Genomic DNA, 13,831 nt, shown 5'->3' with positions numbered 1-13,831 from the left:
TCAACTAAAAAAACGATAAGAGAGCCTATACCTAAGGCATTCTTGTCGTTTTGACTGTCAAACTCGAGATAATGATGTCTAATATTCGATGGCTGTCATATGGAAAAAGTAAGAAATGGAGTAGCTAAACGGTCCTTCAGTTTTCCCATATGCTTTGATTCTTTTTGGATAAGGTTCCATTCAGTTAAATAGCAAAAAGGAGTAGAAGAGCCTGTTTAGGCTTTTCTACTCCTTTACCATACATAACCTTTTAGCTTACTTTTCTGCCTTCGTGATCGAAAAGTTTAGGGTTAGTTTTACTTTCAACTGTTTCTTCTGTAATAACCACTTTTTTAATATCGTCCCGGCTAGGCACCTCAAACATAATATCTAACATGATACTTTCAATGATGGAACGCAGGCCACGTGCTCCTGTATCTCGTTCGATGGCTTTTTTCCCAATACTTCTGAGGGCTTCTTCTTCAAAGTCGAGTTCAACATCATCAATTTCAAACAATCTCTGGTACTGTTTCACCAAGGAATTTTTTGGTTTAGTTAAAATTTCAACCAAGTCATCTTCCGTTAATTTTTCAAGTACAGCCGTTATCGGTAGACGACCTATGAATTCTGGAATCAATCCGTATTTCAATAAGTCTTCCGGTATGATTTGCTGCATGATGCTTTCTTTTTCATTCATTTCCTGGCGGTTAGTTGATGCACCAAAACCGATTACTTTATCTCCTAAGCGGCTTTTCACCATGTTTTCAATCCCGTCAAATGCTCCTCCTACAATAAAGAGGATATTTGTGGTATCGATTTGAATCAGCTCTTGATGAGGGTGTTTTCTTCCACCTTGTGGAGGAACACTGGCTGTTGTTCCTTCTAAGATTTTAAGAAGCGCTTGTTGTACGCCTTCTCCACTCACGTCACGAGTGATCGACACGTTTTCAGACTTACGAGCAATTTTATCGATTTCATCCACATAGATGATACCGCGTTGAGCTGCTTCCACATCGTAATCAGCAGACTGCAGAAGTTTCAGTAGAATATTCTCCACATCTTCTCCTACGTATCCCGCTTCAGTTAAGTTTGTAGCGTCTGCAATAGCAAAGGGAACATTTAAGATACGGGCAAGAGTTTGAGCAAGATACGTCTTTCCTGAACCTGTTGGCCCAATCAGACAAATATTGCTCTTTTGCAATTCCACGTCATCTTCCAGTTCACCCAGATTATTCACTCGTTTATAGTGATTATATACAGCAACTGCCAATGCTTTTTTCGCTTCATCTTGACCGATGATATACTCATTTAAAATTTCTCTAATTTCGTGAGGTTTATGGACTTCAAGCTCATTATCAAATGCTTGCTTACTAAATTCCTCTTCCATAATCTCCTGACACAAATCCACACATTCATTACAAATGTAGACACCTGGTCCAGCTACTATTTTCTTGACCTGTTCCTGTGATTTACCACAAAACGAACAGGAAATACTTCCTTTTTGATCTCCATCGTTAAACATAGGCAGGTCACCTCTTTTCTATGCCTTTATAATAGTATCTCATAAATCATTTATTATTAAAAAGGGAATGCTTATTAAGCATTCCCCTCAAATTTACCTGCGGCTTACTCTGAGTCAGCTTCTTCGTCTGTATTTGTTTCCGTTTCAGCTTTAGGCTCAAGTGTTTCTTTCGCAGTTGTTGTAATTAAATCAATAGCTTTCTTTAAAGAGATATCTCTGTTTAATAATTCAGGGGATAGAACACTTTTTACTTGTTCAACCGGCATATTATATTGACCAGCTAAATCAGAGATTTCTTTTTCTCTATCTTCTTCTGTTGCTTCCAATCCTTCTGCTTCAACAATAGATTCAAGTACTAAGTTTGTACGTACATTGAATTCTGCATCGCCTTCGAATTGTTTATGCAAGTCAGCTTCTGTTGAGTTAGTCATTTGGTAGTACATTTCTGGAGAAATGCCTTGTTGTTTTAAGTTATTTAAAAACATGTCCATTTGACGGTGAACTTCTTCATGAGCCATTTCATAAGGAATTTCTTCTATTTTGGCATTCTCAACAGCTTTTCTGATTGCTTCATCATCACGCATGTCATTCGCTGATGTTTCTTTTCTTTCTTCTAATTCTTTACGGATTTTCTCTCTTAATTCATCCACAGTTTCAACGTCTTCATCTAAATCTTTAACGAATTCATCGTCTAATTCAGGTAATTCTTTTGATTTCACTTCGTGGACTTTCACTTTGAATACGGCATCTTGACCAGCTAACTCTTCAGCATGGTACTCTTCTGGGAAAGTCAATTCAACATCTTTTTCTTCTCCAGCTTTCACACCAACTAACTGTTCTTCGAATCCAGGGATAAATGAGTTTGAACCTAATACTAATGAATGGTTTTCACCTTTTCCACCTTCGAAAGCTTCGCCATCTTTAAATCCTTCATAGTCAATAACAACTGTATCGCCGTCTTCAGCTGCATCTTCTTTGATTACTAATTCAGCTAAACTTTCACGACGTCTTTCTAAGCTGTCTTCTACGTCTTGATCAGATACTTCACGGTCCTGTTTTGTTACTTCAAGCTCTTTATAGTCTCCTAATTCCACTTCTGGTTTTAAGATGACTTCAGCAAATAATTCCCAGTCTTGGTTTTTACCCACTGATTTAATGTCAATACTTGGTTGAGCTACAGGTTCAATTCCTGCTTCTTCAACAGCTTGAGAATAAGCTGCTGGTAATAGTTCGTTTAAAGTATCTTCGTATAAAGCTTCTTCTCCGTACATTTGGTTGAAGATGCGACGTGGCACTCTTCCTTTACGGAATCCTGGTACGTTAAGATTCTTTTGTACTTTTTTAAATGTTTTATCTAAACCTTCTTTAACTGTTTCTTGATCGATAGTAAAATCTAAACGACCTGTTGTCGCTCCTGTTTTTTCAAATGATGTTTCCATATATAATTACCCTCCGAAAAATATTTTCTTTTGCATAAAAGTGATTAGTTCTTTCTATTCAAGAAGTTGACGAATAGAAATAATCTGTTTATCGCATTATTCATAAACATACTCAATAATCATACAATATTTCAATGGCAATGTAAACTATACAGGCCTATTTCCTTACATTTCTTCCTGAATTTTATTAATCCATTTATTGATAATTTCTTTATCCGACTGAGAGGTCTGAAGTTCGTTAGGTACTGATCCCTCTACCCTCTCCCCGATTGCTAGAACCCATTCTTTTTCTTTACCTTTCGTTATAACCTCTTCTATGAATGGAAACAACATTAAAAGAATAAACTTCAATTCGTTTGTTACCAGTTCGAAAAGAGAAGGATTCTGTTCATACACTTGACGCGCTATCTCGTGAAGGGTTAGAACAGTTTCATGCTTATCGAAAGGAGTGATTTGACTGGGCACAATAACTTTTGACTCTTCAAACCAGTTGTAACTGTATTTCTTTGTGTCTTTTCTTTCTATTAATATAGAAAGTAAACTTGATTTAGCAAGCGGGTGAACATAAGGGTTATTGAAAACGGATGGGGATACCTTTTGTAATTGCTGAGTGCTTAGCCTATCAGCCTGACTGATTATATTAAATTGTTCTTCATGGGAAACAGACGCTAATGAAAAGAGTTGCTTCAGACTTACTTCTTCTTTCTCTCTTTGCTGGCGTTCCGTTTCTTTCCTTTTTAAATAGAGCTCTTGATCTAGTTTCAGCCACGTCTCGTAATAAGGGGAATCCGCTCCTTTAGAATTCTCATCTATATATTTCTGAGCTCTCAAAAAATTGTTATTTGCAAGCAAAAGTTCGACATAAACCAGTAAACGGCGTTCATTATTCTCATAAAATGCCTTTTTCTCTTCTGCCATTTCCAATGCTTCACGTATACGATCATTTTGAAATAAGGCAGAAACGAGCAACACATTGATGCTTTCGTCATCTTTTATAGTATAGGCTTTTTTTAAATAACTGATGGCTTCTTCATAATTGTTAGACTGTAGTGATTTAAGCGCTTTGTTTGTATAGATAGCATAATTCTTAGGAAATTCTATTTTATTACCCACGTGGCATCAACTCCTCTTTCACATTGTACCACAAAGTTTCGTCCATAATAAAAAGCAATAGGATATGGAGTCCTATTGCTTTAGTATTTACGGAAACGCTCATATCTCTTTTGAATAAGCATGTCTTTTGGCTGTTTTTCCAATTCGATTAATTTATCACTAATGGATTCTTTTAAATCAGCTAAAATACTCTTTTTATCTAACCATTCAGAGCCTTCTGTTTCCTTAATTACTTTTTCTATGATACCCAATTCTTTTAAATCACTTGACGTCAGTTTCATTAATTCTGCCGCTTCTTTAGCTCGCTTAGCATCTTTCCATAGTATAGATGAAAAACCTTCAGGTGATAGAATAGAATAGATGGAGAATTCCATCATCCACACTTCATCCGATAAAGCCAGAGCCAAAGCGCCACCACTTCCGCCTTCGCCTAAAATAATCGAAAGAATAGGTACGCTCAGGGTGCTCATTTCCAGTAAATTACTAGCTATCGCTTCCCCTTGGCCTCTTTCTTCCGCTTCCACACCGGCATAAGCCCCTGCCGTGTTAATGAAGTTTATAACCGGCCGATTAAACTTCTCAGCTTGTTTCATTAATCGAAGGGATTTACGGTACCCTTCTGGATGTGGAGAGCCAAAATTGGTCTGTCTATTTTCTTCAATTGTCGTTCCTTTATGATTACCTATCACAGTAACAGGACGGCCTTTCAGTGTGCCGATGCCTCCCATAATGGCAGCATCATCTTTGTATGAACGGTCACCATGGAGTTCAATAAAATCATCAATAAGTAGAGATGTAATATCTTTCATGTTGATTCTATCCGTTCTTCTAGCTAAAGAAACGATAGTCATTGCATCGGTCATGTACTCTCTCCTTTAATATACCAATTAGTGAATATAGGAATGCATGGAAAGCAATTGCCCAATCGTTTTCCTCAACTCAGAGCGTTCAATGATAGAGTCCACGAATCCGTTTCTCAATACAGTTTCTGCTAACTGAAAATCATCCGGCAAGTTTTCTTTTATCGTTTGCTCAATAACTCGTTTTCCGGCAAACCCAATCATCGCTCCTGGCTCAGCGAGTATAATATCTCCTTGCATCGCAAAACTGGCTGTCACTCCACCTGTAGTCGGATCGGTAATGACTGTCAGATAGAACAAGCCTTTATCAGAATGTCTTTTTATGGCAGCACTTGTTTTGGCCATCTGCATTAAGGACATAATCCCTTCATGCATACGGGCTCCACCTGAAGCTGTAAATAAAACAACCGGCAAGTCTTTTTCTGTTGCTTTCTCAAACAAGAGAGTGATTTTCTCTCCTACTGCCTGACCCATACTTCCCATAATATAATGGGAGTCCATAATACCTATGGCCACTTCATGGTCAAGTATGTTCGCCTGTCCAGTCACTACGGCTTCTCTCAGACCTGATTTTATCTGTGCATCTGTTATTTTAGTTTCATAATCAGGAAAATCAAGCGGGTTACCCGTTTGTACAGCTTCATCCCATTCCAAAAAGCTTTCTTTATCTACGGTTATCAATAAACGTTCTTGAGCACGAATACGAAACGCGTAATGACATTTTGGACAGACTCTTTCAATACCTAAGGCTTTTACATAAATAGGCGTCTTACAACTCGGACACTTTTCAAACATGCCATCCGGCACATTTGGTCCATTTTCACTTTTCGATTTTTGAAGAGTGATATAGGGTCTTTTTTTAAATAAACGCATTAGTTGCCCTCCTCTTCATTTAGCCAATGGGGGATAAACCGTTCAGATAAGGTTTCGGTCGTGTACTCACCTGTAACAAATTCTTCATCCTGTAATAAACTAAGCTGGAAAGACAGGTTAGTCTGAATGCCTTCAATCACCATTTCTTCCAGAGCCCGTTTCATTTTAGATAATGCTTCTTCTCTATCACGACCGTGAGTAATAACCTTAGCTATCATCGCATCGTAATAAGGAGGGATATCACTTCCTGCAAACATCGCAGTATCTATACGCAGTCCTAATCCGCCTGAAGGCAAGTTCAAATAGTCAATCGTTCCTGGAGACGGTGCAAAATTAAAGCTCGGATTTTCCGCGTTGATTCGACACTCTATGGCATGTCCTGTAAATAGAACATCTTCTTGCTTATAACTTAATGGTAGACCGTAAGCAATACGAATCTGTTCTTTAATCAAATCAATGGTTGTTATCATTTCAGTAATCGGATGTTCTACTTGTATTCTCGTGTTCATTTCCATAAAGTAAAAGCGTTCATCCGCATCCACTAGAAATTCAATCGTCCCTGCGTTTTCGTACCCCACATATTGAGCCGCTCTTACAGCACTCTCGGCAATGTTCTTTCTTGTTTCATCGGATAGAAAAGGACTCGGTGCTTCTTCTAGAATCTTTTGATGATTCCTTTGTAACGAACAGTCTCTTTCACCCAAATGGATGACATTTCCCTGTTTATCCCCTAGTATCTGAACTTCGATGTGTTTAGCAGGTGAAATAATTTTTTCCACATACATGCGATTATCACCGAACGCCGCTTGAGATTCACTCTGAGCCTGTTGGAAACTTGGGATGAGCTGCTTTTCATCAAACACCATACGCATCCCTTTACCGCCACCACCTGCGACAGCTTTCATGATAACAGGATACCCGATGTCTTCGACAATAGATAACAATTCATCCGTTGTTGTGATGGACTGACTGCTTCCTGGAATGACAGGTACATTTGCTTTCTCCATCATTAATCGCGCATTCGATTTGTTTCCCATTTGATCAATGACTTTTTTATTTGGTCCAATGAATGTTATATTGACTTCTTCACACATAGCAGCAAACAAACTGTTTTCTGATAAAAATCCAAACCCTGGATGAATGGCTTCTGCGCCTGTTAAAACTGCCGCACTTAGAATATTATGTATATTCAAATACGATTCTGAAGCTTTAGCAGGTCCAATACAGACGGCTTCATCGGCTAATTGCATGTGCAGAGCGTCTTCATCTGCAGTTGAATACACAGCTACTGTCTGAATATTTAATTCTTTACATGCTCGGATGATTCGAACGGCTATTTCTCCTCTATTAGCTACGAGTATTTTTTGAAACATGCACATACCTTCCTCACTGATTAATTAAAGAATGTAACGGTTATCTCCCAATGATGAAAGTCATTTCTGCTTCGCATACTTTTTTTCCATCAACATAGGCTACGCCTTTTCCAATTCCAGCATAATCTTTCAATTTAACGATATCAACTTTTAATTTAAGTACATCTCCTGGAACAACTTTCTTTCTGAATTTTACTTTGTTCAGTCCACCTAAATAAGCTGTCTGAGATTTAAACTTATCCATTTTCAATAAAGGAATAGATCCGGCTTGAGCTAAGCTTTCAATAATCAATACCCCTGGCATAACTGGTTCTCCTGGGAAATGTCCTTGGAAAAACTCTTCATTGATTGTTACATTCTTAATGGCCGTCACGTGTTCACCCGGTACTAAGTTAGTCACTTTATCAATAAAATAAATAGGGTAACGATTCGGTATGAGTTCTTGAATTTCTTGTACTGTCATAGTCGTCATTTTACATATCTCCTCTTATTCACTATCAATAGCTATTAAAGGCTGGTCGTATTCGACAGCTTGGCCATCTTCTACCAGAATCTCTTTAACGATACCGTCAACATCACTTTTAATTTCATTCATCACTTTCATAGCTTCAATGATAACTAAAGTTTGTCCTTTAGTTACTTTATCTCCTACTTGGATAAAAGGCGAAGCTTCCGGTGATGAAGAAAGATAATTAGTACCGACAATTGGCGCTTTAATCATATGATAGTTCGCATTTTTATCTTCCGATTTCGATGAGACGGACTCGGTTTTCTTCGTCTGGCTCTGATTCTCATTCATATCTGTTCTTTGGACTTGTGGTTGAGAAACAGTTTGATTGGTAGAGTCTTTAGTAGAGACATACTCGGTTTCTACTTCTCTTTTACTCATTTTAATTGAAAACTCTTCTTTACTTAATTCAAAATACTGTAAAGTTGAAGAGTCAATTTGTTTAATGAGTTCCTTTATTTCTTCACTGTTCATTTACTCACCTTCCCACTTTTTGAAACACGTGACCGCATTGTGTCCTCCGAAACCTAGCGAATTATTCAATGCATACTGGTAGTCCAGCGTTCTGCTTTCATTTGCAACATAATCCAGATCACACTCTTCATCTGGAGTGGATAGGTTAATGGTTGGCGGGACAATGCCTTCTTGTAGTGATTTAATCGCGGCAATAGCTTCAATAGCTCCTGCACCACCCAGTAAATGACCTGTCATACTTTTTGTACTTGAAACCAAAACGTCTTTAGCGCCTTCTTCTCCTAAAGCTAGTTTAATGGCTTGTGTTTCAGCGGAATCATTAGCTGGTGTCGCTGTTCCATGAGCATTGACATAACCTACTTCTGCAGGTGTAATTCCCGCTTCTTCCATGGCTCGTTGCATGGCTTTAGCTGCACCAGAACCATCTGGTGTAGGAGCAGTCATGTGGAAACTGTCTCCGGTTGCTCCATAGCCAACTATTTCACCATAAATCGTTGCTCCTCTTTCTAAAGCAGAAGATAAACTTTCAAGAAGAAGTACTCCAGCTCCCTCACCCATAACAAATCCAGATCTGTTTTTATCAAATGGAGTGGAAGCGGTATTGACATCTTTACTATTAGAAAGAGCTTGAAGTTTGGCAAATCCTGCCATTCCTATCTCATTTATACTGGCTTCAGAACCCCCAGCAAGCATGTAGTCAGCATAGCCGTGTTTAATGGATCTAAACGCTTCACCTATAGCATTATTTCCTGTTGCACAGGCTGTGACTATAGATAAATTAGGTCCTTGAGCTCCAGTAGCGATAGAAATGTTTCCTGCTACCATGTTTCCAATAGCCATTGGAACGAATAAAGGAGCCACTCTTTCCATTCCTTTTTCATGCATTTTGATAATGGAATCCTGCATTGTTTGTAAGCCACCGATTCCTGAGCCAACGATGACTCCTAATCTATCAGCGTTTATATTCTCCTGATTTAAACCGGCATCTTCCATCGCTTCTAAAGCTGCAGCTACGCCATATTGAGAAAATAAATCCATGCGTTTAGCTGATTTACGATCCAACACTTTTTTTCCATCAAAATCTTTGACTTCTCCGGCAACGTGTACATCAATTTCTTCTCCATCAAAACGGGTCAAAGGTCCAATACCGTTCTTTCCTTCTTTTAGCCCGTTCCAAAACTCTTCTACTGAATTTCCTAGTGGAGTGATGGCTCCTAATCCAGTGATGACAACTCTTTCCATTCTTTGCCTCCTAAAGTTAACCATTCATAACCATTCCACCGTCGACATGTATAACCTGCCCAGTTATGTAGTTTTGATTACTTAAAAACTGAACCGTTTCTGCTATATCTTCTGCTTGCCCTAAACGATTAAGTGGAATTAAATTTAATGTTTTTTCTTTAATCTCATCTGTCAGCACGGTAGTCATATCTGAATCGATGAAACCTGGTGCAATCGCATTAGCTGTTATCCCTCTAGGTGCTAATTCTTTAGCAACAGACTTCGTAAATCCGATGACTCCTGCTTTACTGGCTGCGTAGTTTGCTTGTCCTACATTCCCTACGACACCTATGACACTGGATATATTGATGATGTGTCCAGAACGCTGTTTAAGCATCACTTTTGCTACTTCTTTAGTAGTGTAGAACGTCCCTTTCAAGTTCACATCAATAGTTGAATTAAATTCTTCATCTGACATGCGGATAATTAAATTATCTTTTGTGATTCCAGCGTTATTAACCAGGACGTCAATTTGTTTAAAAGTTTTCTTTGTCTCTTTTATCAGTTTTTTGGCAAAAGCCGAATCACTGATATCCCCAATTATAGGATGAGCCTTTCCAGGCAATGAGTTAAAATAGTCCATCAAATCAGAGGGGAACTCTTTCCGTCCGTTGACCACAACATTATGACCTTCTTTAAGAAAAGCAGTCGCAATTGCTTTTCCTATTCCTCTGGAACTACCTGTAACAATAACTGTTTTTGTATTATCCATATTGAACTCCTTTTTATTTATTCAAAAGTTCAATTACTTTTTTGAATTGACTTTCTTTTTCCACATTTTTTACTGTTACTGTTCTATCAATGCTCTTGATAAATGAACGTAATGTTTTCCCTGGTCCTATTTCGATAAATGTATCTACTCCATCTGCAATCATCTGAGTGATCATTTGCTCAAATCTGACAGGTGAATAAATTTGCTGTGTCAGTAAGTCTATTATTGCCTCTTTATTCGGGTAGACCTGTGCCGTCACATTCGAATACACGGGATACTTTGGCTCGTTAATAGAAGCCTGTTCTAATTCCTTTTTAAACAGTTCTGCGGCTGGCTTAAGCATGTGAGAGTGAAAAGGTCCACTGACATTTAATTCAACTACTCTTTTTGCTCCGGCATCCTCAGCTTTTAAACTGGCTTTTTCTACACCAGATGCTTCTCCAGAAATGACGAGTTGACTAGGTGTATTATAATTGGCGATGTCCACATAAATTTCTTTCGAAACGTCTGCACAGATTTCTTCAACTTGACTGGCTTCCAGCCCTATAACCGCTGCCATCTTTCCTTTTCCGTTAGGCACCGCTTCTTCCATGAACGTTCCTCTTTTATGGACCAGAGTCACAGCTTCTTGAAAAGTTAAGGCTTGAGAAGAAACCAAAGCTGTATATTCACCCAAACTTAGTCCTCCAACTACGTCTGGAACAAACCCTTCAGCTTTTATCAATTCTTCAATTGCATGACTTAATGTTAAAATGGCTGGTTGTGTGTAAGGAGTAAAGTGAAGTTTGGGATCATCTTGAAAACACACCTGCTTCATGTCTACATGTAACCTATCACTAGCCTCTTCAAAGATTTCTCTTACTCGAGTATTATTTTCATAAAGCTCTAAGCCCATGCCATCATACTGAGCTCCTTGTCCGCTAAATACAAATGCTGTCTTCAACCGTAACTTCCTTTCTCTTATCAAATGGTGCATTCCACTCATTCATTAAATAGTTTGAATATCAAAGTATCAGTCAAAATTAAAACATATGCGCCTTTTCAATCGCTTCTTTGTATTCTGCCATGATTTCCTGAATGATTTCTTCACAACTCTGTTCTTTTTTCACTAGTCCAGCAATTTGTCCCGCCATAAAGGATCCGCCATCTTTATCGCCTTCAATAACGGCTTTCCGTAAAGCTCCTTTACCAATCTCTTCCAATCTAGAAAAGTTAGGGGATTCATCACTGGTAATTTCTTTTTCTACTTTCAAGTATTCTCTTGTCAGTTTGTTTCTAAGAACACGTACAGGGTGACCTGTTATCTGCCCTGTCACTACGGTATCGATATCTCTCGCTTTAATGATGCGTTGTTTAAAATTATCATGCGCGATACTTTCATGAGCGACCACAAAGCGGGTCCCTAATTGCACCGCTGATGCACCCAGCATAATGGAAGCAGCCATTCCTCTTCCATCGCCAATGCCTCCTGCAGCAATAACAGGTATAGAAACGGCATCTGTTACTTGAGGAATCAATGTCAACGTTGTTAATTTCCCGACATGCCCCCCTGCTTCCATTCCTTCAACAATAATAGCATCTGCGCCTTCTTTTTCCATACGACGAGCTAAAGCGACTGAGGCAACGACTGGTATGACAGTAATGCCAGCTTCTTTAAACTTTTTCATATATTTTCCGGGGCTGCCTGCACCCGTTGTCACTACTTTTATTCCCTCTTCGCAAACGACATCTACTACTTCATCAACATAAGGAGATAGCAGTAAGACATTCACACCAAAAGTTTTGTCCGTTAGTTTTTTCGTTTCTTTAATTGATTTCCTAACAAACTCTCCTGGTTCATGACCTGAGCCTAACATACCAAGTCCACCAGCATTGGATACAGCTGCTGCTAAACTTGGTGTCGCTACCCAGGACATGGCTCCTTGAACGATGGGATAATCAATTCCGATTTGTTCTAGTAATGGATGTTTCATCTGGGAGCCCCTTCCCTATATATTTTTTAGTCCATTTGTCCTTCAACATATTTAACAAGATCTTCAACTGTTTCTAACCCATCTTCAGACTCAATTTTAATGTCGAATTCGTCCTCGATGTCATTGATGATCTGGAATAAATCTAAGCTGTCAGCTTCTAATTCTTCTCTAAAATTCGTTTGTAATTGTACTTCGCTTTCTTCTTTGTCTAATTGGTCTACGATAATTTCTTGTATTTTTTCAAATGTTGTCATTTTGGTTTCCTCCAATAATTATAATTCTATTAATACCGTTCCCCAGGTTAATCCCCCGCCGAACGCACTTAATATGATTTTTTGTTTGCTGCCTAATTTCAATTGTTTGCTTTTCACTAAATCATCCAATAATATCGGAACACTAGCAGCAGATGTATTCCCATACTTTTGAATATTCATTGGAAACTTTTCAATGGGACTGTTTAGTTTTTTTGCTACCATTTCAATCATTTTGGCATTAGCTTGATGAAATAAAACATAATCAATGTCATCCATAGTCATGTTCCCTCTATCAAGAACAGATTCAATGCTTCCAGGTATTGTTTTAGTCACAAAATTGAAAACAGAACGTCCCTCCATTTTCATATATCCTTCATCTTCGTCATCAGAAGTAAAGAGCGGATTACTTAGTTTACGCCCACCAATAGTGATAGCATTTCCTCTATCCCCGTCTGTATGAAGATCTTCGATAAATAGATCTGAGCTTGACTTTTCTTTTTTCAGCAATACGCCGCCTGCTCCATCTCCAAACAATACGGCTGTTCGTCTATCTGACCAGTCGATAATTTTGGATAGGACTTCTCCACCAATCACTAGCGCATAGTCTGATTGCATTTGCTTAAGCATCTTATCTGCTACAGACAAAGCATAGACAAACCCTGTACAAGCCGCACTCAAGTCAAATGCAATTGCATTTTTTGCTTGAATAGCCGATTGAACTTTTGCAGCGACGGACGGTGTCTGTGTATCAGGCGTGACTGTGGCTACAATAATCAAGCCGATTTCTTCAGGATTCACGTTGACATCTTTTAAGATGTTCTCCGTAGCCTTTATACATAGATCACTTGTATTTTCGCCTTCAGAAAGGTGGCGTTGCTCTATTCCAGTACGTTGTCTAATCCATTCGTCAGATGTATCCATCCAGTGAGTTAAGTCATCATTGGTAGTCACGTTACTGGGAACATACATCCCAGTCGAATGAATTTTCACACTATTTAATTCTATCAATCTGGCAACTGCTCCTTTGTCCGTTCTAAAAATCCATGAAGATTTTTTAGACCTCGCATAAGTACTTTTGCTTCTTCTTCGCTCATCTCTTCAATGGTCTCTCTTACCATGTCGCGATGAAACTTGTCATGAAGTCTATATAATAAACGGCCTTTTTTTGTTAAAGCTAATTTAACGACTCTTCTATCTTCGTTATTTCTAACTCTGTTCACGTACCCTTTTCTCACTAAGTTGTTGACAGAGACGGTTAAAGTACCGACAGTTATTCCTAATTTTCTGGCAACTTGGCTAGTCGTATGCTCTTGGTACATGCCAATCGCTTCAATTGTATGCATTTCTTTAATTGAGACGTCTTTAAATTGACTAGACTGTAAAGTTCTTTCTTCAATCATTAGGACATCATTAAATATAGAAACCATATAATTGTTTATTTCATACACTTGTGAATCCACATCAACTCCT

General features: G+C 38.5%; 15 protein-coding genes. All 15 read right to left on the bottom strand.

The annotated features are described in order from the left end of the window. Positions 1–250 precede the first annotated feature (250 nt). Complete coding sequence (clpX, locus tag ABDZ53_RS04230; RefSeq protein WP_343754303.1) at positions 251–1,501, bottom strand: ATP-dependent Clp protease ATP-binding subunit ClpX; 1,251 nt, start codon at positions 1,499–1,501, stop codon at positions 251–253. Positions 1,502–1,605: 104 nt separating this feature from the next. Next, the gene (tig, locus tag ABDZ53_RS04225) at positions 1,606–2,940 is read right to left on the bottom strand and encodes a trigger factor (RefSeq protein WP_343754301.1); all 1,335 of its coding nucleotides are present in this window, start codon (positions 2,938–2,940) and stop codon (positions 1,606–1,608) included. Positions 2,941–3,105: 165 nt separating this feature from the next. Further along, entirely contained in the window at positions 3,106–4,053 is a 948-nt protein-coding gene (locus ABDZ53_RS04220; protein ID WP_343754299.1) for a tetratricopeptide repeat protein, read from the bottom strand. A gap of 80 nt (positions 4,054–4,133) precedes the next feature. Then, a complete protein-coding gene (locus ABDZ53_RS04215) occupies positions 4,134–4,916 on the bottom strand; it encodes an acetyl-CoA carboxylase carboxyltransferase subunit alpha (RefSeq protein ID WP_343754297.1) in 783 nt (260 codons plus the stop codon). Positions 4,917–4,940: 24 nt separating this feature from the next. After that, positions 4,941–5,786: an acetyl-CoA carboxylase, carboxyltransferase subunit beta gene (accD, locus tag ABDZ53_RS04210; protein WP_343754295.1), complete on the bottom strand. Its 846-nt coding sequence runs from the start codon at positions 5,784–5,786 to the stop codon at positions 4,941–4,943. Next, a complete protein-coding gene (locus ABDZ53_RS04205; protein ID WP_343754293.1) occupies positions 5,786–7,159 on the bottom strand; it encodes an acetyl-CoA carboxylase biotin carboxylase subunit in 1,374 nt (457 codons plus the stop codon). The genes accD and ABDZ53_RS04205 overlap by 1 nt, the downstream gene beginning before the upstream one ends. 40 nt (positions 7,160–7,199) lie before the next feature. Next, positions 7,200–7,631, bottom strand: coding sequence for a 3-hydroxyacyl-ACP dehydratase FabZ (gene fabZ / locus ABDZ53_RS04200; RefSeq protein WP_343754291.1), 432 nt, complete (start codon positions 7,629–7,631; stop codon positions 7,200–7,202). A gap of 15 nt (positions 7,632–7,646) precedes the next feature. Next, the gene (gene accB, locus ABDZ53_RS04195; protein ID WP_343754289.1) at positions 7,647–8,141 is read right to left on the bottom strand and encodes an acetyl-CoA carboxylase biotin carboxyl carrier protein; all 495 of its coding nucleotides are present in this window, start codon (positions 8,139–8,141) and stop codon (positions 7,647–7,649) included. Next, positions 8,142–9,383 (bottom strand): beta-ketoacyl-ACP synthase II, encoded by a 1,242-nt coding sequence (gene fabF / locus ABDZ53_RS04190; RefSeq protein ID WP_343754287.1) that lies wholly within the window; start codon positions 9,381–9,383, stop codon positions 8,142–8,144. 16 nt (positions 9,384–9,399) lie between these two features. Continuing rightward, positions 9,400–10,134 carry a 3-oxoacyl-[acyl-carrier-protein] reductase gene (fabG, locus tag ABDZ53_RS04185; RefSeq protein WP_343754285.1) on the bottom strand — a complete coding sequence of 245 codons (735 nt, stop codon included), beginning with the start codon at positions 10,132–10,134 and terminating at the stop codon, positions 9,400–9,402. 13 nt (positions 10,135–10,147) lie between these two features. Continuing rightward, positions 10,148–11,077 (bottom strand): ACP S-malonyltransferase, encoded by a 930-nt coding sequence (fabD, locus tag ABDZ53_RS04180; RefSeq protein WP_343754283.1) that lies wholly within the window; start codon positions 11,075–11,077, stop codon positions 10,148–10,150. A gap of 79 nt (positions 11,078–11,156) precedes the next feature. After that, positions 11,157–12,107 carry an enoyl-[acyl-carrier-protein] reductase FabK gene (gene fabK / locus ABDZ53_RS04175; RefSeq protein ID WP_343754281.1) on the bottom strand — a complete coding sequence of 317 codons (951 nt, stop codon included), beginning with the start codon at positions 12,105–12,107 and terminating at the stop codon, positions 11,157–11,159. A gap of 26 nt (positions 12,108–12,133) precedes the next feature. Continuing rightward, a complete protein-coding gene (locus ABDZ53_RS04170; protein ID WP_343754279.1) occupies positions 12,134–12,361 on the bottom strand; it encodes an acyl carrier protein in 228 nt (75 codons plus the stop codon). Positions 12,362–12,379: 18 nt separating this feature from the next. Then, entirely contained in the window at positions 12,380–13,366 is a 987-nt protein-coding gene (locus ABDZ53_RS04165; RefSeq protein ID WP_486187746.1) for a beta-ketoacyl-ACP synthase III, read from the bottom strand. Next, positions 13,366–13,821 carry a fatty acid biosynthesis transcriptional regulator FabT gene (gene fabT / locus ABDZ53_RS04160; protein WP_425541674.1) on the bottom strand — a complete coding sequence of 152 codons (456 nt, stop codon included), beginning with the start codon at positions 13,819–13,821 and terminating at the stop codon, positions 13,366–13,368. The genes ABDZ53_RS04165 and fabT overlap by 1 nt, the downstream gene beginning before the upstream one ends. Positions 13,822–13,831 lie beyond the last annotated feature (10 nt).

The sequence above is a fragment of the Alkalibacterium iburiense genome, assembly GCF_039521845.1.
GTDB lineage: Bacteria > Bacillota > Bacilli > Lactobacillales > Carnobacteriaceae_A > Alkalibacterium > Alkalibacterium iburiense.
The sequence above is the reverse complement of the archived record's forward strand: the minus strand, read 5'-3'. Positions and strand labels throughout refer to the sequence as shown.

Coding starts and splice junctions, on each gene's coding strand:
- ABDZ53_RS04170 (WP_343754279.1), bottom strand. CDS start 12,361: ATGACAACATTTGAAAAAATACAAGAAATTATCGTAGACCAATTAGAC.
- ABDZ53_RS04215 (WP_343754297.1), bottom strand. CDS start 4,916: ATGACCGATGCAATGACTATCGTTTCTTTAGCTAGAAGAACGGATAGA.
- accD (WP_343754295.1), bottom strand. CDS start 5,786: ATGCGTTTATTTAAAAAAAGACCCTATATCACTCTTCAAAAATCGAAA.
- clpX (WP_343754303.1), bottom strand. CDS start 1,501: ATGTTTAACGATGGAGATCAAAAAGGAAGTATTTCCTGTTCGTTTTGT.
- fabG (WP_343754285.1), bottom strand. CDS start 10,134: ATGGATAATACAAAAACAGTTATTGTTACAGGTAGTTCCAGAGGAATA.
- fabK (WP_343754281.1), bottom strand. CDS start 12,107: ATGAAACATCCATTACTAGAACAAATCGGAATTGATTATCCCATCGTT.
- fabZ (WP_343754291.1), bottom strand. CDS start 7,631: ATGACGACTATGACAGTACAAGAAATTCAAGAACTCATACCGAATCGT.
- tig (WP_343754301.1), bottom strand. CDS start 2,940: ATGGAAACATCATTTGAAAAAACAGGAGCGACAACAGGTCGTTTAGAT.
- ABDZ53_RS04205 (WP_343754293.1), bottom strand. CDS start 7,159: ATGTTTCAAAAAATACTCGTAGCTAATAGAGGAGAAATAGCCGTTCGA.
- fabF (WP_343754287.1), bottom strand. CDS start 9,383: ATGGAAAGAGTTGTCATCACTGGATTAGGAGCCATCACTCCACTAGGA.
- accB (WP_343754289.1), bottom strand. CDS start 8,141: ATGAACAGTGAAGAAATAAAGGAACTCATTAAACAAATTGACTCTTCA.